The 18431-nt window shown below is 54.7% G+C and carries 17 protein-coding genes; 12 read left to right on the forward strand and 5 right to left on the reverse strand.

Annotated elements, in window-relative coordinates:
• Window positions 1–61 precede the first annotated feature (61 nt).
• From GF617_RS22855 to GF617_RS22875, 5 genes are all read left to right on the forward strand, one after another.
• Window positions 62–1183, forward strand: coding sequence for an efflux RND transporter periplasmic adaptor subunit (locus tag GF617_RS22855; protein ID WP_181621659.1), 1122 nt, complete (start codon window positions 62–64; stop codon window positions 1181–1183).
• Complete coding sequence (locus tag GF617_RS22860; RefSeq protein WP_203452501.1) at window positions 1183–4293, forward strand: efflux RND transporter permease subunit; 3111 nt, start codon at window positions 1183–1185, stop codon at window positions 4291–4293. The genes GF617_RS22855 and GF617_RS22860 overlap by 1 nt, the downstream gene beginning before the upstream one ends.
• Window positions 4293–5657 (forward strand): efflux transporter outer membrane subunit, encoded by a 1365-nt coding sequence (locus GF617_RS22865; RefSeq protein ID WP_181621657.1) that lies wholly within the window; start codon window positions 4293–4295, stop codon window positions 5655–5657. Before GF617_RS22860 ends, GF617_RS22865 begins: the two co-directional genes overlap by 1 nt.
• Before the next feature lie 50 nt (window positions 5658–5707).
• Entirely contained in the window at window positions 5708–6862 is a 1155-nt protein-coding gene (locus GF617_RS22870; protein WP_181621656.1) for a multidrug effflux MFS transporter, read from the forward strand.
• 87 nt (window positions 6863–6949) lie between these two features.
• The gene (locus GF617_RS22875) at window positions 6950–7246 is read left to right on the forward strand and encodes a YicS family protein (RefSeq protein WP_203452502.1); all 297 of its coding nucleotides are present in this window, start codon (window positions 6950–6952) and stop codon (window positions 7244–7246) included.
• 27 nt (window positions 7247–7273) lie between these two features.
• Here GF617_RS22875 and GF617_RS22880 read toward each other — a convergent pair whose 3' ends face one another.
• Complete coding sequence (locus tag GF617_RS22880) at window positions 7274–8224, reverse strand: LacI family DNA-binding transcriptional regulator (RefSeq protein WP_203452503.1); 951 nt, start codon at window positions 8222–8224, stop codon at window positions 7274–7276.
• 294 nt (window positions 8225–8518) lie between these two features.
• On the opposite strand from GF617_RS22880, the gene GF617_RS22885 reads away from it, so the two are divergent.
• The 6 genes from GF617_RS22885 (at window position 8519) to GF617_RS22910 (ending at window position 14461) form a co-directional block, all read left to right on the forward strand.
• Window positions 8519–8833: a PTS sugar transporter subunit IIB gene (locus GF617_RS22885; protein WP_181621653.1), complete on the forward strand. Its 315-nt coding sequence runs from the start codon at window positions 8519–8521 to the stop codon at window positions 8831–8833.
• A gap of 11 nt (window positions 8834–8844) precedes the next feature.
• Complete coding sequence (locus tag GF617_RS22890) at window positions 8845–10167, forward strand: PTS sugar transporter subunit IIC (protein WP_181621652.1); 1323 nt, start codon at window positions 8845–8847, stop codon at window positions 10165–10167.
• A 20-nt stretch (window positions 10168–10187) separates the two neighbouring features.
• Entirely contained in the window at window positions 10188–11576 is a 1389-nt protein-coding gene (locus GF617_RS22895) for a glycoside hydrolase family 1 protein (RefSeq protein WP_203452504.1), read from the forward strand.
• A gap of 6 nt (window positions 11577–11582) precedes the next feature.
• Window positions 11583–11885, forward strand: a complete 303-nt coding sequence (locus tag GF617_RS22900; protein ID WP_181621650.1) for a PTS lactose/cellobiose transporter subunit IIA — start codon at window positions 11583–11585, stop codon at window positions 11883–11885.
• A 143-nt stretch (window positions 11886–12028) separates the two neighbouring features.
• The gene (locus tag GF617_RS22905) at window positions 12029–13408 is read left to right on the forward strand and encodes a carbohydrate porin (protein ID WP_203452505.1); all 1380 of its coding nucleotides are present in this window, start codon (window positions 12029–12031) and stop codon (window positions 13406–13408) included.
• Window positions 13409–13555: 147 nt separating this feature from the next.
• On the forward strand, window positions 13556–14461 hold the full coding sequence (locus GF617_RS22910) for a DMT family transporter (RefSeq protein WP_181621648.1): 906 nt from the start codon (window positions 13556–13558) through the stop codon (window positions 14459–14461).
• A 48-nt stretch (window positions 14462–14509) separates the two neighbouring features.
• Here the strand turns inward: GF617_RS22910 and nepI are convergent, their stop codons facing one another.
• The 3 genes from nepI to GF617_RS22925 all read right to left on the reverse strand — a co-directional run bounded on the left by nepI (window position 14510) and on the right by GF617_RS22925 (window position 16844).
• The gene (gene nepI / locus GF617_RS22915; RefSeq protein WP_181621647.1) at window positions 14510–15700 is read right to left on the reverse strand and encodes a purine ribonucleoside efflux pump NepI; all 1191 of its coding nucleotides are present in this window, start codon (window positions 15698–15700) and stop codon (window positions 14510–14512) included.
• A gap of 65 nt (window positions 15701–15765) precedes the next feature.
• Entirely contained in the window at window positions 15766–16293 is a 528-nt protein-coding gene (locus tag GF617_RS22920; protein ID WP_181621646.1) for an SRPBCC domain-containing protein, read from the reverse strand.
• Between the two features lie 98 nt (window positions 16294–16391).
• Window positions 16392–16844: a DUF1198 domain-containing protein gene (locus GF617_RS22925; protein WP_181621645.1), complete on the reverse strand. Its 453-nt coding sequence runs from the start codon at window positions 16842–16844 to the stop codon at window positions 16392–16394.
• A gap of 99 nt (window positions 16845–16943) precedes the next feature.
• On the opposite strand from GF617_RS22925, the gene GF617_RS22930 reads away from it, so the two are divergent.
• A complete protein-coding gene (locus GF617_RS22930; RefSeq protein ID WP_203452506.1) occupies window positions 16944–17849 on the forward strand; it encodes a LysR family transcriptional regulator in 906 nt (301 codons plus the stop codon).
• Window positions 17850–17885: 36 nt separating this feature from the next.
• Here the strand turns inward: GF617_RS22930 and GF617_RS22935 are convergent, their stop codons facing one another.
• Window positions 17886–18341, reverse strand: a complete 456-nt coding sequence (locus GF617_RS22935; RefSeq protein WP_203452507.1) for a hypothetical protein — start codon at window positions 18339–18341, stop codon at window positions 17886–17888.
• Window positions 18342–18431 lie beyond the last annotated feature (90 nt).

The raw sequence follows: 18431 nt of genomic DNA on the forward strand, positions 1-18431 counted from the left end.
AATCGCCCCCTCCTTGTTAAGTGATTAACAGGGCAGGCATCGTTCACCCTGGAAAAAAATTATGAAAACCATAACCACCTCCATCGCAGCATTATTCCTCCTGACCGGGTGCGATAATGCGACAACAGCCAATCAACAGCAGCCCCTTCCGGAAGTTGGAATTGTCACGCTCATGAGTCAGCCCGTGTCGGTGGTCAGTGAACTGACCGGCCGTACCAGTGCCGCCATGAGCGCAGAAGTGCGTCCACAGGTTGGCGGCATTATTCAGAAACGGTTATTCACCGAAGGCGATACCGTCAAAGCCGGGCAAGCGCTCTATCAAATTGATCCCTCAAGCTATCGCGCCGCTTATGACGAAGCAGCGGCGGCCCTGAAACAGGCGCAGGCCCTGGTTCAGGCTGATTGCCAGAAAGCACAGCGTTATGCGCAACTGGTGAAAGACGATGGCGTATCCCGCCAGGATGCCGAAGACGCACAATCCACCTGCGCGCAAGACAAGGCCAGCGTGGAGTCAAAGAAAGCAGCGCAGGAGAGCGCACGTATTAATCTCAACTGGACCACCGTAACCGCCCCGATCGCCGGGCGTATCGGGATCTCATCCGTCACACCTGGCGCGCTGGTGACAGCGCAGCAAGATACCGCGCTTGCCACGATCCGGGGTCTGGACAGCATGTACGTCGATTTAACGCGTTCCAGCGCCGATCTGCTGCGATTACGCAAGCAATCGCTCGCGACCAACAGCGATACCCTGGGTGTAACCCTGATTCTTGAAGACGGCAGTACCTACAGCGAAAAAGGGCGTCTGGCACTGACTGAAGTTGCGGTGGATGAATCCACCGGCTCCGTCACGCTGCGTGCTGTCTTCCCGAACCCGCAGCACCAGCTTCTGCCAGGGATGTTTGTGCGCGCCAAAGTGGATGAAGGGATCATGACCGACGCCATTCTCGCGCCACAGCAAGGTATTACCCGCGATGCCAAAGGCAATGCCACCGCGCTGGTGGTCAACGCCAGTAATAAAGTGGAACAACGCCAGCTTGAAACCGGCGACACCTACGGCGACAAATGGCTGGTCACTGGCGGTCTGAAAGCGGGCGATAAGCTGATTGTCGAGGGCATCGATAAAGTCACGGCCGGGCAAGAAGTGAAAGCGGAAGAGATGAAAGCCACCGGAGGAAACGCCTGATGTTTTCCCGTTTCTTCGTGCGTCGCCCGGTATTCGCCTGGGTGATCGCCATTCTGATTATGCTCGCCGGGATGCTGGCGATCCGCACGCTCCCGGTCGCGCAGTATCCTGACGTCGCACCGCCGTCGGTCAAAATCTCCGCCACCTATACCGGGGCCTCCGCGCAAACGCTGGAAAACAGCGTGACGCAGGTCATTGAACAACAGCTAACGGGCCTGGATAACCTGCTTTACTTCACCTCCACCAGCAGTTCAGACGGTTCGGTGAGCATTAACGTCACCTTCGAACAGGGAACCGACCCAGACACCGCGCAGGTGCAGGTACAAAACAAAGTCCAGCAGGCAGAATCGCGTCTGCCAACCGAGGTACAACAGTCCGGCATCACGGTGCAAAAATCGCAGAGTAACTTCCTGCTGATCATGGGGGTGTACGATAAAACCGACACCGCCAGCAGTTCAGACATTGCCGACTGGCTGGTGAGTAACATGCAGGACCCGCTGGCGCGTGTTGAAGGCGTGGGGAGCTTGCAGGTGTTCGGTGCAGAATACGCAATGCGCATCTGGCTCGATCCGGCAAAACTGGCTTCCTACTCGCTGATGCCGTCCGACGTGCAAAGCGCCATTGAAGCGCAGAACGTGCAGGTTTCCGCCGGGAAAATCGGGGCGTTACCGTCCTCAAATGCCCAGCAATTAACGGCAACCGTGCGCGCTCAGTCACGCCTGCAAACGGTCGAACAGTTCAAAAACATCATCATTAAGAGTCAGTCAAACGGCGCGGTGGTACACATTGGTGATGTTGCCCGTGTCGAGATGGGCAGCGAAGATTACACGGCAACCGCCAGGCTGAACGGTCACCCTGCTGCCGGGATGGCAGTGATGCTCTCGCCGGGGGCGAACGCACTCAGCACGGCCACCGCCGTGAAAGAGAAAATCGCCGAGTTCAAACGTGCGATGCCTGAAGGCTATGACGTTGCCTATCCGAAAGACAGCACCGAGTTCATCAAGATCTCGGTGGAGGATGTGATTCAGACGCTGTTCGAAGCCATCATCCTCGTGGTGGTTGTGATGTATCTGTTCCTGCAAAACATCCGCGCGACGCTGATCCCCGCGCTGGCGGTTCCGGTCGTACTGCTGGGCACATTCGGTGTACTGGCGCTGTTCGGTTACTCAATCAACACCCTGACGCTGTTTGCGATGGTGCTGGCGATAGGCCTGCTGGTTGATGATGCCATTGTGGTCGTGGAAAACGTTGAGCGTATCATGCGCGACGAAGGGCTACCCGCCCGCGAAGCGACCGAAAAATCGATGGGTGAAATCTCCGGTGCGCTGGTCGCTATTGCGCTGGTGCTCTCTGCCGTGTTCCTGCCGATGGCATTCTTCGGCGGCTCGACGGGTGTTATTTACCGTCAGTTCTCGGTCACGATTATCTCGGCAATGTTCCTCTCTGTTGTGGTGGCTCTGACCCTGACACCGGCCCTGTGCGGTTCAGTCCTGAGCCACACTTCGCCACATAAGAAAGGTTTCTTCGGCGCGTTTAACCGTTTTTACAGCAAGACCGAACACGGCTATCAGAACAAGGTGCTGCGGGCATTACGCCGCTCTGGCGGTATGCTGGTGATCTACGTTCTGCTGTGTGGCGCAATGGGGCTGGCAATGCTGAAACTGCCGGGCAGCTTCCTGCCAACGGAAGACCAGGGTGAAATTATGGTGCAGTACACCCTGCCTGCGGGGGCAACGGCGGTGCGCACCTCTGAGGTTAGCCGTCAGGTACGCGACTGGTTCCTCACTAAAGAGAAAGACAACACCGACGTTATTTTTACCGTCGAAGGCTTCAGCTTTAGCGGCAGCGGTCAGAATGCCGGGATGGCGTTTGTCTCCCTGAAAAACTGGTCACAGCGTAAGGGGGCGGAAAATACCGCTCAGGCGATTGCCCTGCGTGCCACACAAGAGCTGAGTACCATTCGTGACGCCACGGTATTTGCCATGACGCCACCATCAGTCGATGGCCTGGGACAAAGCAACGGCTTTACCTTTGAACTGATGGCCACGGGCAGTACCGACCGTGACGCGCTGCTGAAAATGCGTAACCAGCTGATTGGCGAAGCCAATCAGGACGCATCGCTGCACGCCGTTCGTGCCAACGATCTTCCGCAGATGCCGCAGTTGCAGGTAGATATCGATAACAACAAAGCCGTGTCACTGGGGCTCTCGCTGAGTGATGTTACGAATACCCTTTCCAGTGCCTGGGGCGGAACCTACGTGAACGATTTTATCGACCGTGGCCGCGTGAAAAAGGTCTACATCCAGGGCGACAGCGACTATCGCGCAGTACCATCCGATCTCAACAAATGGTTTGTGCGCGGCAGTAACAGCACCATGACGCCATTCTCCGCTTTTGCCACCACCCGCTGGGAATACGGCCCGGAAAGCCTGGTCCGCTACAACGGTTCGGCGGCGTATGAAATCCAGGGAGAAAACGCCAGTGGTTCAAGCTCCGGTACAGCGATGACCCGGATGGAACAACTGGCGAACAACCTGCCGTCTGGCACAACCTGGGCGTGGAGTGGCTTGTCCTTACAGGAGAAACTGGCGAGTGGCCAGGCGATGAGCCTCTATGCCCTCTCCATTCTGGTGGTCTTCCTGTGCCTGGCCGCGCTGTATGAGAGCTGGTCTGTGCCGATCTCCGTCATCCTGGTGATCCCTCTCGGCGTGTTGGGGGCAGCACTGGCGGCCTCCATGCGCGGCCTGAACAACGATGTCTATTTCCAGGTGGCGCTGCTGACCACCATCGGCCTGTCGTCGAAAAACGCCATTTTGATTGTTGAGTTTGCCGAAGCAAAAGTGGCTGAAGGCTACTCCCTGACGCGGGCGGCCATGCGTGCCGCCCAGACGCGCCTGCGGCCTATCCTGATGACCTCACTGGCGTTTATTGCCGGAGTGATGCCGCTGGCCGTGGCAACGGGCGCCGGGGCAAACAGCCGCGTGGCAATTGGTACGGGCATCATCGGTGGGACGCTTGCCGCCACGCTGCTGGCGATCTTCTTTGTTCCGTTATTCTTTGTACTGGTGAAACGTCTGTTCTCCGGTAAGCACGCAAACCGGAGGTCATAATGTTTCGTGTATCTGTTTTAGTGTTAGCGCTGCTGAGCGCAGGCTGTGTTTCGTTAGATCCAATATATCAACGCCCGGACGCGCCCGTTCCGGCGACGTTGCCCGGCGCACACGGCGAAGCCTCTGCAGTAGTGAGCCAGTGGCAGCAGGTGATGAACGACGCGCGGCTGAAACGTGTGGTGGCCATGGCGCTCAACAGCAACCGCGACGTACAAAAAGCGATTGCTGATATTGACGCCGCTCGCGCCCAGTATGGCGAAACACGTTCCTCCCTGTTCCCGACGGTCGATGCAACGCTCAGCCACACCCGCAGCCGCACGCTGGCAAGCGGTGTCTCCACCAGCGACGAAGCCAATGGTGCAACCTCCAGTTTTGAACTGGATCTGTTTGGTAAGAATCAGAGTCTGTCTCGTGCTGCACGTGAAACCTGGCTTGCCAGTGAATTCACGGCTCAAAACACACGCCTGACGATGGTCAGTGAGCTGACCACGGCCTGGGTGACGCTGGCGGCGGATAACAGCAATCTGGCGCTGGCGAAATCCACAATGGAGAGCGCCGCAAACTCGCTCAACATTGTGAAACGGCAGCAGGAAGTGGGCGTGGCTGCCGCGACGGATGTCAGCGAAGCGATGGCGGTTTACCAGCAGGCTCGCGCCAGCGTCGCCAGTTATCAGACGCTGGTGATGCAGGACAAAAATGCCCTCAATCTGCTGGCTGGCGACACCGTACCGGAGAACCTGCTTCCCGGCACACTGGAGAGCCTGAGCGATAATGCCATCAGCCTGATCCCGGCCGGTGTCAGCTCCAGCGCGCTGCTGCGCCGCCCGGACATTCAGGAAGCGGAGCACAATCTGAAAAGCGCCAACGCGAGCATCGGCGCAGCGCGTGCCAACTTCTTCCCCAGCATCTCACTCACGGCCAGCGCAGGCGTTGGCAGCGATTCACTCTCGTCCCTGTTCAGCCACGGAATGAAAGTGTGGTCGTTCGCCCCGTCCATCACCCTGCCTCTGTTTAGCGGCGGCAACAACATGGCGCAACTACGTTATGCCGAAGCGGAGAAAAAGGGGCTGATCGCCACCTATGAGAAAGCCATCCAGAGTGCGTTTAAAGATGTGGCTGATGCCCTGGCACGCCGTGAAACGTTGAGCGAACAGCTCGATGCTCAGCGTGAATACGTCGCGGCAGAGCAAAAAACGCTGGATGTGGCGACGCGCAGCTATCAGGCCGGTGCGGGAGATTATTTGACGGTACTGACCGCGCAGCGGTCGCTGTGGTCGGCACAGGAATCGTTGATCGCCCTGCAACAAACGGACCTGGAAAACCGCATCACCCTGTGGCAGTCACTGGGCGGCGGTATTCAGTAACACCTTTGCCGGGCAGCAATACGCACGCCCGGCCTGTAAGAGGTAATCCCATGGCAAAACTCTCCTTCTCCTTCGCAGCCATACTTGGCCTGCTGACGGCCATCGGGCCGCTCTGTTCTGATTTTTATCTTCCGGCATTACCGGAGATCACCGCGCATCTGCAAACCTCCACCACGCTGACTCAGCTTTCGCTGACCTCGGCGCTGATTGGTCTGGGTCTGGGGCAGCTCTTTTTTGGCCCGCTGAGCGACCGTATCGGGCGAAAGTTACCGCTGTTACTGTCGTTGCTGCTCTTTGTGGTAGCCTCTGTACTGTGTGCCACCACACAGAATATTTATGCTCTGATCGGCTGGCGATTTGTACAAGGCGTGGCCGGTGCTGGCGGCTCTGTACTGGCTCGTTCAATCGCTCGCGATAACTATCACGGCACAATGCTGACGCAGTTTTTCGCCCTGCTGATGACGGTGAACGGCATCGCGCCCGTGGTTTCGCCGGTATTGGGCGGCTATATCTCCTCCACGTTCGACTGGCGGATGCTGTTCTGGGTGATGGCAGGAGCAGGGCTGGTACTATTGATTGCCAGTCAGCTGTTTATTCGTGAATCACTGACTGAAAAAAACAGCGGCGGTTCGCTGATTCAAACGACGAAAACGGTACTCAAAAATCGCCGTTTCACACGCTACTGCCTGATTCAGGCCTTCATGCTGGCAGGGCTGTTTTCCTATATCGGCGCATCCTCGTTTGTCCTGCAAAATGAGTATGGCCTGAGTGCAATGCAGTTCAGCCTGCTGTTTGGCGTCAACGGGATTGGGTTAATTATCTCCGCTCTGATTTTCTCACGTCTGGCACGTCGCCATCCGCCGGAAGGGTTAATGCAAATGGGCCTGGTGCTGGCCGTGGCCACCGCAGCGCTCACACTGCTCTTTGCATGGATGCACCTCTCAGCGCTTGCGCTGATCGCGCTCTTTTTTACCGTCGCCTTCAACAGCGGAATCAGCACCATCGCGGGTTCTGAAGCCATGAGCGCGGTTGAATCCCGCGAGTCAGGAACCGCGTCAGCTATTCTCGGGATGTTGATGTTTTTATTCGGCGGGATCGCCACGCCCCTTGCCGGGATTGGCGGAGAAACTATGCTGAAAATGAGCCTTGCGGTGATGGTGAGCTATAGCATCGCTCTGCTGATCGGTTCTCATACGCGGGAATGAGTAAATTCATACTTTCGGCTTGAATCGCTTTGGTGAATGTAACGATATATTTCAGGGGAAGACATGTGATTTTTAACGGGGGTTTCAATGAAATCTGCACACCTTTTTTGCCTGATCGTTTGCCTGCTTTTCGCTGCTTTCGTCCATGCTCAGGAGACGCAAGACCCGGCGAAATATGAACAACTTAAACAACAGGTGCTAAAAGATATTAAGAAAACCTGCACACCTCAGGGCAAACAAACCGACAAAGAATGGCAGGCGATGATCATGTCTTCAGAAGCAAATAAGCTGCTGGTGAAAAACGCCATTACCGCCATACAGCGTGACAACCTGGATAACTACTGGTCCGCCATTGGGCAGGTAGATTGTATGGAAGATTATTAAGCGTGAAGCATGCTTCACGCTGTTTTTTTAACGCTTACGTATATCCGGGATAATCAAATCCCCACGCAGAACATATGAACCCAGCATCTGCGTTTTCTCATTCAGCCAGGCCACAATGCGTGCCGCCATCGCGTCCATTGAGTATTCAATTGCCGGGATCACCGGGATGCCCGGCAGGTGCAGCGATCCGGCCAGGCTAAAGACCATAATGTCGTCCGGAACCGATTTATTAAATGCCTGCAATTGTGGGATCACCCGCTGGGCTTCCTGCTCATCAGCCACCAGCAGCGCGTTGAAGTTCAGCGTGGTGGCGTTGTTAAGCAGTTCCTGCAATGCAACGGACGAGGACGTAGCATCCATAAAGACCAGGTTGCGGTTAAAGGGCAGGAAATTTTTCTCCAGCGCGTGTTTGTAACCCAGCAGTACCTGGTCGGCGAAACCGCTGCCGTGTGGATGGATCAGTGCAATCTGGCGTCGTCCCTGGCTGGTCAGGTAGTTACAGGCCGTTTCTGCCGCAAAAGCATGATCGTACTGAATGCTGTTGGGGTTATCGGAGGCCATGCAGTCCACCAGAATGACGTTTTCCTGGTCGATATTCAGCGGGAAACGCGCGCCAATCACCAGGATGTCGTCGCACAATCCACAGGAGAGTTCTTCAAGGGCGTGCATCACTTCAGCTTTAGTGTTCGCAAAACGAAGCAGCAAGTGTTTTTGATGCTGGCTGAGGTGCTTTTCCAGTGCATACAGATAACCAGTGGTCTGGTTAATATTATCCTGCGCGCAAATCACCCCGATACAGCCGGTAGACTGACTCAACAGCGACTGCGCAATCACGTTAGGCCGATAATTCAGCTCATCCACCGCTTTCAGTACGGCCTGACGGCTGGCTTCTTTCACCCCGCGTGACCCACTCAACACCCGTGATACCGTGGCTTTGGACACCCCGGCCAGACGTGATACATCGTTGATTGTAGACATCTCTCTCCCCTGACAGGCAACACTGCGCACCTGTAAATTCCATAACCGCTTCGGCTCAGATTATAGCCAGTACGGAGTATATCCGTTTCCGTTTTTCATGGAAACCGATTTTCCATTTCGACTCAATTTGATGCCGAAAATGCGAAATACCGTGACACAGATCGTGGTAACAAGCCCTACAAGACTAGGATCTTGATGGTTGTCACACTTCTGTCTTTTATAAATGGAAACCGGTTTCCGTATGATGTCCAATCAGCCTCGCAATAACTTTTTACATTTTGAGGATGGTTGTCGATGTTCAAGATTATGCTGTGCTGCTCTGCCGGGATGTCCACCAGCCTGCTGGTGAGGAAAATGGTTGAAGTCGCGGAAGAACGCGGTTTACCGGTCACGATTGATGCCTATGGTGTTGCCGAATTTGATACGCAGTTTCCGCAATACCAGGTGGTACTTCTCGGACCACAAGTGAAATACATGTTACAGACACTGTCAGATAAGGCGGCGACGCAAGGCATCCCCGTACAAGCCATCGATATGATGGATTACGGCATGCAGCGTGGCGATAAAGTACTGGACTATGCTCTGTCGCTCATCGAAGCGGCACACTAAAGGGTGTTCTCATGAGTTCGTTATATCAATCAATGGTTGCCGTTATTGAGCAGTCCATTACCCCGCTGGCGGCTAAGCTCGGCCAGCAAAAGTATGTGATTGCGATCCGTGACGGCTTTACCGCCGCACTGCCGTTTATGATCATCGGCTCGTTTATGCTGGTGTTCATCTTCCCACCGTTCTCTGCGGATACCACCAACAGCTTCGCTCGCGGCTGGCTGGATTTCTCCCAGACCTACCGTGAACAGCTGATGCTTCCGTTTAATCTCAGCATGGGTGTGATGACGTTCTTTATCTCGGTGGGAATTGGGGCGAGCCTGGGTCGTCAGTTTAATCTCGATCCGGTGATGTCTGGCCTGCTGGCCTTTATGGCCTTCCTGCTGGTAGCCGCGCCATATGCCGACGGCAAAATCTCCACCCAGTATCTGTCGGGCCAGGGGATCTTTACCGCGTTGATTACGGCAATTTACTCCACCCGCGTTTACGCGTGGCTGAAGGAGAACAAAGTCACCATTCGTCTGCCAAAAGAAGTCCCTACCGGCGTGGCACGCTCCTTTGAAATCTTGATCCCGGTGATGGTGGTGATCGGTACGCTGCACCCGCTTAACCTGTTCATCGAAGCACAAACCGGAATGATCATCCCGCAGGCGATTATGCACCTGTTGGAGCCGCTGGTTTCCGCGTCTGACTCCCTGCCTGCGATTCTGCTCTCCGTGCTGCTGTGCCAGATCTTCTGGTTCGCCGGTATCCACGGCTCGCTGATTGTCACCGGGATCATGAACCCTTTCTGGATGGCAAACCTGTCAGCAAACCAGGCGGCACTGGCGGCGGGCGCTGCCCTGCCACACGTCTATCTGCAAGGATTCTGGGATCACTATCTGCTGATTGGTGGCGTCGGTTCTACACTGCCACTGGCTTTCCTGCTGCTGCGTAGCCGCGTGGCGCACCTGCGTACCATTGGCAAGATGGGGGTTGTACCGAGCTTCTTTAACATCAACGAACCGATTCTGTTCGGTGCACCAATCATCATGAACCCGATGCTGTTTATCCCGTTCGTGTGTGTTCCGCTGGTGAACGCCTGCCTGGCCTACGCCGCCACTAAACTTGGCTGGCTGGCACAGGTTGTTTCCCTCACACCGTGGACCACGCCAGCACCTATCGGGGCATCCTGGGCGGCAAACTGGGCGTTCAGTCCGGTCGTTATGTGTGTGATTTGTATGGTGATGTCAGCGCTGATGTACCTGCCATTCCTGCGCGCTTATGAGCGTTCGTTGATGAAAAACGAAGAGCAAAAAGCCCAGGCAACCGTGGGTTCCGCTGAAACAGCGAGTTAATAAGTCAAAGAGGAAGCGTCATGAAATACTCATTTCCCGAAAACTTCTGGTGGGGCAGCGCAAGCTCTGCCCTGCAAACCGAAGGGGAAAGCCAGGGGGGCGGTAAAGGACTGACCACCTGGGATCACTGGTTCGATAAAGAACCAAACCGTTTTCATCAGGGTGTGGGGCCGCAGAATACCTCCACGTTTTACCAGCACTGGAAAGCGGACATTCAGCTTCTGAAGCAGTTGAATCACAACAGTTTCCGCACGTCGATTAGCTGGGCACGGTTGATCCCTGACGGAACGGGGAAAGTGAACCCGGAAGCGGTCGACTTCTACAACCAGGTTATCGACGAGCTGATTGAACAGGGCATCACGCCGTTTATCACTCTGTTCCACTTCGATATGCCGATGGTCATGCAGGAGATCGGTGGCTGGGAAAATCGTGAGGTTGTGAATGCGTATGCCCGCTATGCGCAAATCTGCTTCGAGCTTTTTGGTGATCGAGTGATGCACTGGTTTACCTTCAACGAGCCGATTGTTCCGGTGGAAGGGGGATATCTGTATGACTTCCATTATCCCAACGTCGTGGATTTTCATCGTGCGGCAAGCGTGGCATATCACACCGTACTGGCACATGCGCAGGCCGTTCGCGCATTCCGTGCCGGGCATTATGCCGGTGAAATTGGTATTGTCCTGAACCTGACACCGTCCTACCCGCGTTCGCAGAACCCGGCAGATATGAAGGCTGCACACATTGCAGATCTGATGTTTAACCGCAGCTTCCTTGATCCGGTGTTACGCGGTGAATATCCGGCAGATTTGGTGACGTTGCTGAACGCTTACGGTCAGCTACCGGCCTGTCAGCCAGAGGATAGTGCCCTGATTGCGGAAGGGAAAATCGACCTGCTCGGCATTAATTATTATCAGCCGCGTCGTGTGAAATGTCGTGATAGTGCGGTCAACCCGCAAGCACCCTTTATGCCGGAGTGGTTCTTTGATAACTACGACATGCCGGGTCGTAAGATGAACCCGTACCGTGGCTGGGAAATTTATGAGCCGGGTATTTACGATATTCTGGTCAACCTGCGCGACAATTACGGCAACCCGCGTTGTTTTATTTCTGAAAACGGCATGGGTGTCGAAAATGAGCAGCGCTTTATTGAAAATGGTCAGATAAACGATCAATACCGCATTGATTTTATTTCCGGGCATTTAACCTGGCTGCACAAAGGTATTAGCGAAGGCTGTAATTGCCTGGGTTATCATATGTGGACATTTATTGATAACTGGTCGTGGTGTAATGCGTACAAAAATCGTTATGGCTTTATCCAGCTCGATTTAAATACGCAAAAGCGCACCATCAAAAAAAGCGGAGAGTGGTTTTCAGCCACCTCGTTGAATAACAGTTTTGACAGAGAGTAATCCATCATGATCGCATTAGAAGAAGCTGTAATGGAAATTATCGTCAACGCCGGCCAGTCGCGTAGCCTGTGCTTTGAAGCCCTGCACGCTGCGCGTCAGGGCAACCTTGATGAAGCAAAAAACCTGCTGCGTGAAGCGGATGGCTACGCGCGGCACGCGCACCATATGCAAACCAAACTGATTGAGCAGGATGCAGGCGAAGCCCGCCAGCCGATGACGTTAATTATGGTGCACGCCCAGGATCATTTAATGAATTCACTGTTAGCCCGTGAATTATCCGAAGAGATTATTCATCTTTACCAGAGATAATATATGGAGAAATCGTAACGTTAATGTAGAACCTCTGTACCTATAAAATATAAATCAACTTGTTCTGATGATAGCGACATATTCTGTCAGATCGGAACCGGGTGGTTATTGTCTGAATAAAATTAAACTATATTGAGATAACCATGAACATGATAAAAAAACTTCCATTAACAATGGCGGTTATCGCCGCGCTTTGCCCTATTTCTGTATTTGCGCAAGAATTCACGCAGGAGCAAATCGACGCCATTGTGGCCAAAGCGGTGGATAAAGCCCTCGCAGACCGCCAGGCAAAAATGGATGCTGCGGTCGCGAAAAAAGCCGACGTCGTCACCGAGCCACAAAGTGCGGCGCAATCTCCGGATATGGCAATTCCATTTGGTATTAAATTCACTGGCTATGCCCGCTACGGTGCGCACTTCCAGGCAGCCGATCAGAAATATGTGGCTGTAGACGGCTCCTACAACGGCGCATCCGCTATTGGCCGTCTGGGTAACGAAGGCAACGGTGGCGAATTCCAGCTCTCCAAAGTGTTCAAAGGCGACAATGGTGCGATCTGGGATATCAACGTGATGATTGACCACTGGGGCGACGAAGTTAACCTGAAAAAAGCCTACGCGGGTGTGACTAACCTGCTGGAGTCCAACCGGAATGCCTATTTCTGGGCGGGGCGTGACTTCCACCAGCGTCCACAACAGGGCATCAACGACTACTTCTGGATGAACCACGACGGCCAGGGCGCCGGGGTGAAAAACTTTGACATCGGCGGCGTGCAATTTGATGTCGCCACCGTTGCCGCCGTCGAATCCTGTAGCCCAGAAGTGATGGAAGACGAAGCGAACCCGTCACGCATTACCTGTACCGGTGGTTCCGGCACTGGCGACAAAGGCAACTACGCGGCTACCTCTAAAATCCACGGCATGAAAATTGGGCCACTGGATCTGGAGCTATACGCCAACTACGGCTTTGACTCAAAAGCGGTTGAGAGCGACGAACGTCTGAATGCCTGGCAGGGCGGCGTGGTGCTGAGCCATACCAACGACAGCGGCGTGAACAAGGTAATTGCCCGTTACTCAGATAACTCGGACAACAGCGTATTCAACAAAACCGAGGATCTGACCACGGTATACGCCAGCTTCGAAGGGCTGCATAAATTCACCCCGCAGACGCAGGTGGAGTACATCCTCGCCTTCCACGACTACGACAACAGCCGTGATAAGAGCGAAAATCGCAAAAACTACAATGCCATTGTACGTCCGATGCACTGGTGGAACGACGTCCACTCCACCTGGCTGGAAGCGGGCTGGCAGCACGTTGACTATGACAACGGCGGCGATAACAAAGGCTGGAAGCTGACGCTGTCACAAAACGTCTCTATCGCCATGGGCCCGGAATTCCGTCCAATGCTGCGCTTCTACGTCACCGGCGGCAAAGTGGATAACGCACATACTGCACGTGTGAACGGCACTGACGACCAGACGCTCGACGATTTCAACGTTGGCGCGATGTGGGAGGCGTGGTTCTAAGGTAAAAGCAAAACGGCAACGTTGCGTTGCCGTTTTGAGTGTTTGCCCTCTCTCCCCGTGGGAGAGAGCCAGGGTGAGAACATCAGGTCGCTCGCTATCATGCTATGCTGTTGACCGAATTAACGACAACAGATAGCAGGGGAGTACATGGGTTCCACACGTAAAGGGATGCTGAACGTCCTGATCGCCGCCGTTTTATGGGGAAGTTCAGGGGTTTGTGCGCAGTACATCATGGAGAAAAGCCATATTTCGTCGCCTTACCTGACCATGATCCGCCTGCTGTTTACCGGCGTGATTTTGCTGACACTCTCCTTCGTTCACGGCGACAAGATTTTCTCGGTCATCAAAAACCGCAAAGATGCCATTAGCCTGCTGATTTTCTCGCTCGTCGGCGCACTGACCGTACAGCTCACCTTCCTGCTGACGATTGAAAAATCCAATGCAGCCACCGCTACCGTCCTGCAATTCCTCTCTCCGACGATTATCGTGGCGTGGTTTGCGCTGGCCCGTAAAAAACGGCCAGGCATTTTTGTACTGTCTGCAATTTTAACGTCGCTCATCGGGACATTTTTACTGGTAACCCATGGCGACCCAACCTCGCTCTCTATTTCACCAGCGGCGCTTTTCTTCGGCATTGCTTCGGCTTTTGCGGCAGCGTTTTATACCACCTACCCTTCCGCGCTGATTGCCCGCTACGGCACGCTACCGATTGTTGGCTGGAGCATGTTGCTGGCAGGACTCATGCTCACGCCGTTCTACGCCGGACGTGGCACGACCTTTGTGATCGACGGTAGTCTGCTGCTGGCATTCTTCTATCTGGTGGTCATCGGTACTGCACTGACATTCAGTCTGTATCTGAAAGGTGCGCAGATGATTGGCGGGCCGAAGGCGAGCATTCTGAGCTGTGCCGAGCCGCTGAGTAGCGCGTTGCTGTCGGTGATTCTGCTGGGCGTGGCGTTCACCCTGCCGGACTGGCTGGGCACGCTGCTGATTGTGTCGTCAGTGGTGTTGATTTCGATGGATTCGAGAAGACGGGTTCAGACATCGGCGTAGCCTGATGCCCTCACCCCGCCCCTCTCCCACGGGAGAGGGAGAAAGCCACTACTTTGCTTTAACCTTACCCGCCACCAGCAGCGCCGTCAGCAGCATCAGCGTACCGGAAATCACCAGCGGTGACGTAAGCCCAATATGGTCTAGCGCTACCCCCCCCACCGCCGCACCGCAGGTGTTCGCGAGCTGGATCACTGCCACCTGAATCGACCCGGCTTTTTCCGCCTGATCGGCAAGCGATCGGGTGATCCACGTTGACCAACCCACCGGCACAAGGGCGAACGCAAAGCCCCAGATAATCGCGATAGCGGACGCCACCCACTTATCGCTGCCCCACAGCACCAGCACCGCGGCACTGATCGCCAGCACTAACGGCGCCCCCGCCAGAGCCACTTTCAGGGAATGTTTCAGGAACTGGGATGACAACGATGTGCCGACAAAACTGGCAATACCGAAACTCAGCAGCACCAGCGTCAGGCCGTCGACATCAAAACCCGCCATGGTCATAAACACCGGGCGAATATAAGTGAAGAAGGCAAATTGCCCGGCAAAGGCCATAAAGATGGCGCTCATGCCCGCCAGTACGCCGGGACGTTTCAGCAGACTAAACATGTTCTGTTTGTGATGCGCGGCTTCTCCCGGCAGGGACGGCAGCGCTTTCCACACCCAGATAATACAGAGGAACCCCATCACCGCCGCCGCGTTAAAGACGTTACGCCAGCCTATAATCCCGCCGAGGAAACTGCCCAACGGCGCGGCAATCACCAGTGCAATAGAGACCGCGCCAAAGATGACGGACAGGGCTTTTGGTACAGTCCGCGCAGGAACGAGGCGCATGGTGAGCGACGCGGACATCGCCCAGAAGCCACCTAATCCCAGTCCCAGGCACGCCCGACCGAGCAGCAACAGCGTGAAGTTATTGGCAAAAGAGACCAGCAGGCAGGAGAGCGTCAGCAGTACGCTGAAAAGGATAACCACTTTGCGGCGATCGACAGTGCCAATCACCTGGGTAATAAACAGACTGGCAAACATCGCCACAAATGCGGTCACCGTAACGGACTGACCCGCCACACCTTCTGAAATGCCCAAATCCTGCGCCATGGGCGTCAGCAGGCTCACCGGCAGAAATTCAACGGTAATCAGGCAGGCAACGCAGAATGCCACGGAGAAAACCGCCGACCAGTTAGGGCGTGAAACCTCTTTGGTCTGCGGTCTGGTTGTGGGCTGGATATGTTCTGTCATGGCGTCACCTGAGGATAAAAACGTGCGGAAAAGTCGCGCAGTTTATCATCATAAGTGTGACGAATTTAACGTTTTGACAACTTTTCTTTCATCGCTGCATTCGCCAGCCCAACGATCCACGCCTGATGTCCGTTAATCATCGGGTTTGGCACAGTACGCGCTAATTCCTGCGCCGGAACACCTTTCTGGGACTCCTGAGTCAGGATACGCACGCGGTTACCTGGCAAATCGTCAAACAGCCAGGCGTGGATAACGTCAAGACGTGCGTTCGCATCACCTTCGACCCAGCCATGCCAGGCAATACGCGCCGCTTCACCGTCAACAGGCGGAACATATTCTGTCACCTGCGCATCAACCGGGAAGCCAAAGGTGGTGAAGCGAAAGCGAGCGTTCGCGCTCAGTTCGGGTCCGCTACCGTCGTGGAAACGAATGTCTTCAGCGTTGCGGTAGTAGCCCGGCCACAAAGTGGTGTCGTTAAGCTGCGCCCACACCTCGCGGGCGGTTAGCCCTGCAACAATAATTTCGTTCGATGCAAAGTTATCGGTTGTGCCTGGCAGATAGTCATTCGGCCAGATAATGGCGGCTTGTTTCATGGTTCACCTCGTCGTGTTGTTTGATGAGGTGATGTTGCGCCCGGGAGTGGTATAAATCTAATGACGATACTTTATACCCTTCATCACGATTCGTGATATCAGTGTAAAAAGAAGACACCATCTTCAGGCAGAAAAAGTTGGTTGTAACGGAGCTGGAAGGCATTTAGCTCCTGCGGATCAGGGTCCATTTCGCGCATAAAACCGAGCGTCAGGCGGATTTGTGCATCGGTGACAGGTGCGGCGAGGCGGGCTTTACGTAACAGTCGATGCCAGGTGTGCAGATTCTCTTCACTGCCGTCGACAATACAGACCTGCCAGATCAGCAGCACCTGCGCGGCGTTTTGCAGATGGGCTTCGTCCGGACGCTCAAGGTAGCGGATAAACTCATTGCCTGGCGTTTTACCAAACTGGTCGATCATCGACTCCACCGGAACCGGGGTGATCCCCAGACGCTCGCTTAATCGTTTGATCGCCCGGCGGGAATCAGACGTCAGGATACGAAATCCGACCACGAACACCACCGCGAGGGTAGCTAGCATTATCCAGACCATGCACTCTCCTTAAATTAGCCGCTCATCATAGCGGGAAACGCAGAGCGTCGACAGCAGGCAACACCATAATAGTGAACTGAAAAAAGGTGGAATAACGACATGAAAGCCGATCTCCGCACGCTGGATCTTAACTTACTGAAAACACTGGACGCATTGCTGGATGAACGCAGCGTCACCCGCGCAGCAGCACGTCTTGCCCTGACCCAACCTGCGGTTAGCGGCATGCTTAACCGTCTGCGGGACTACTTCGACGACCCGTTGTTTATTCGTGTGCCACACGGCATTGTGCCCACCACTCGTGCGGAAGGACTGGCGGCTCCGGTAAAACGCATTCTGGCGGATATCGACCTCCTGTTGCAGCCCGTAGCATTTGATCCGCTCACGGCAAACCTGGCCTTTACTCTTGCCGCTACCGACTACGCCCTGCGCGCGGTGATTGTGCCGTTTATCGCCGCGCTTAAAGTGCAAGCCCCGCACATCCGGGTGCGCGTAGTGCCGGTAGAGCCGGAGCGCCTCGTCACCCAGCTTGAGCAGGGGAAAATCGACCTCGCCCTGCTGACGCCGCACACCACGCCCAATGAACTCCACAGCCGCGCACTTTACGATGAACGGTACGTCTGCATGATGCGCGCCGATCACCCAGACGCAGGAAAACCGCTGACGCTCGATCGCTTTTGCGCCCTGGAGCATGTGCTGGTTTCTTATGAGGGCGAGAGTTTTCACGGCGTAACTGACGACGCACTGGCCACAATTGGGCGAGCGCGGCATGTGGGACTGTCCGTAAGCAGCTTTTTAGTGCTGCCGGAGGTGCTGGCGATCAGCGATATGATTGCCGTTGTACCGGAGAGGATGGCGGAAAACCGAACGGGAATGTTTGTGTGTGACACGCCTGTTCAGGTAGCCGGATTTACCAAAAGCATGGCCTGGCACGGACGTACGCACCGTAACCCAGCGCAGGTGTGGCTAAGGGAGTTGTTGCTGGAGACGAGTGGGCGGCAGGCTTGAATACCTGCCGCCCAATTTACCGGGTTAACAGAATGATTAATGATGAGGAATGTAAGGTTCCTTCACATAATCAGCCAGCAGGTAGACGAGATCATGCAAAAGCCCGGTTAATGCTTTTGCGGCTGGCTCCGGCAGATTATTACCAAGCAAAGCCTGTGTGAGAGCAATTGCATAAGAAACGGGAATATCTGTTTCCTGCCAACAATCAGGCATAGTGGAAGCTGGTATTTCTTTCGCGGAAAGCTGGTCGATTAAATGTACAGGCAGATCATTTTCGCAAAGATCTTCCATATGCATTAGCGCATTCAGTAATCGCCCACATAAGGCATTGCGTTCTGCAACATCGTGCGTTTCGACAAGCACACTTGCAAATGCTGTGCAGAAATCTGCGACTTCAAAAAGATCCGCCGTAGATGGAAGCGGATGGGAAATTAACTGTTGGGTAAATTTTCCGTGATGTTCAGAAAAAGAAAGGGTTGGGGTAGTAGCCATAAGGCAGCCTCTTTGATCTTACCCAGCAATAGTGGACACGCGACTAAGTGAGTAAACTCTCAACCAGAGGTGACTCACATGACAAAACCA

The sequence above is a fragment of the Lelliottia sp. RWM.1 genome (assembly GCF_016859735.1).
GTDB lineage: Bacteria > Pseudomonadota > Gammaproteobacteria > Enterobacterales > Enterobacteriaceae > Enterobacter.

Coding starts and splice junctions, on each gene's coding strand:
- GF617_RS22855 (WP_181621659.1), top strand. CDS start 62: ATGAAAACCATAACCACCTCCATCGCAGCATTATTCCTCCTGACCGGG.
- GF617_RS22860 (WP_203452501.1), top strand. CDS start 1,183: ATGTTTTCCCGTTTCTTCGTGCGTCGCCCGGTATTCGCCTGGGTGATC.
- GF617_RS22865 (WP_181621657.1), top strand. CDS start 4,293: ATGTTTCGTGTATCTGTTTTAGTGTTAGCGCTGCTGAGCGCAGGCTGT.
- GF617_RS22870 (WP_181621656.1), top strand. CDS start 5,708: ATGGCAAAACTCTCCTTCTCCTTCGCAGCCATACTTGGCCTGCTGACG.
- GF617_RS22875 (WP_203452502.1), top strand. CDS start 6,950: ATGAAATCTGCACACCTTTTTTGCCTGATCGTTTGCCTGCTTTTCGCT.
- GF617_RS22880 (WP_203452503.1), bottom strand. CDS start 8,224: ATGTCTACAATCAACGATGTATCACGTCTGGCCGGGGTGTCCAAAGCC.
- GF617_RS22885 (WP_181621653.1), top strand. CDS start 8,519: ATGTTCAAGATTATGCTGTGCTGCTCTGCCGGGATGTCCACCAGCCTG.
- GF617_RS22890 (WP_181621652.1), top strand. CDS start 8,845: ATGAGTTCGTTATATCAATCAATGGTTGCCGTTATTGAGCAGTCCATT.
- GF617_RS22895 (WP_203452504.1), top strand. CDS start 10,188: ATGAAATACTCATTTCCCGAAAACTTCTGGTGGGGCAGCGCAAGCTCT.
- GF617_RS22900 (WP_181621650.1), top strand. CDS start 11,583: ATGATCGCATTAGAAGAAGCTGTAATGGAAATTATCGTCAACGCCGGC.
- GF617_RS22905 (WP_203452505.1), top strand. CDS start 12,029: ATGAACATGATAAAAAAACTTCCATTAACAATGGCGGTTATCGCCGCG.
- GF617_RS22910 (WP_181621648.1), top strand. CDS start 13,556: ATGGGTTCCACACGTAAAGGGATGCTGAACGTCCTGATCGCCGCCGTT.
- nepI (WP_181621647.1), bottom strand. CDS start 15,700: ATGACAGAACATATCCAGCCCACAACCAGACCGCAGACCAAAGAGGTT.
- GF617_RS22920 (WP_181621646.1), bottom strand. CDS start 16,293: ATGAAACAAGCCGCCATTATCTGGCCGAATGACTATCTGCCAGGCACA.
- GF617_RS22925 (WP_181621645.1), bottom strand. CDS start 16,844: ATGGTCTGGATAATGCTAGCTACCCTCGCGGTGGTGTTCGTGGTCGGA.
- GF617_RS22930 (WP_203452506.1), top strand. CDS start 16,944: ATGAAAGCCGATCTCCGCACGCTGGATCTTAACTTACTGAAAACACTG.
- GF617_RS22935 (WP_203452507.1), bottom strand. CDS start 18,341: ATGGCTACTACCCCAACCCTTTCTTTTTCTGAACATCACGGAAAATTT.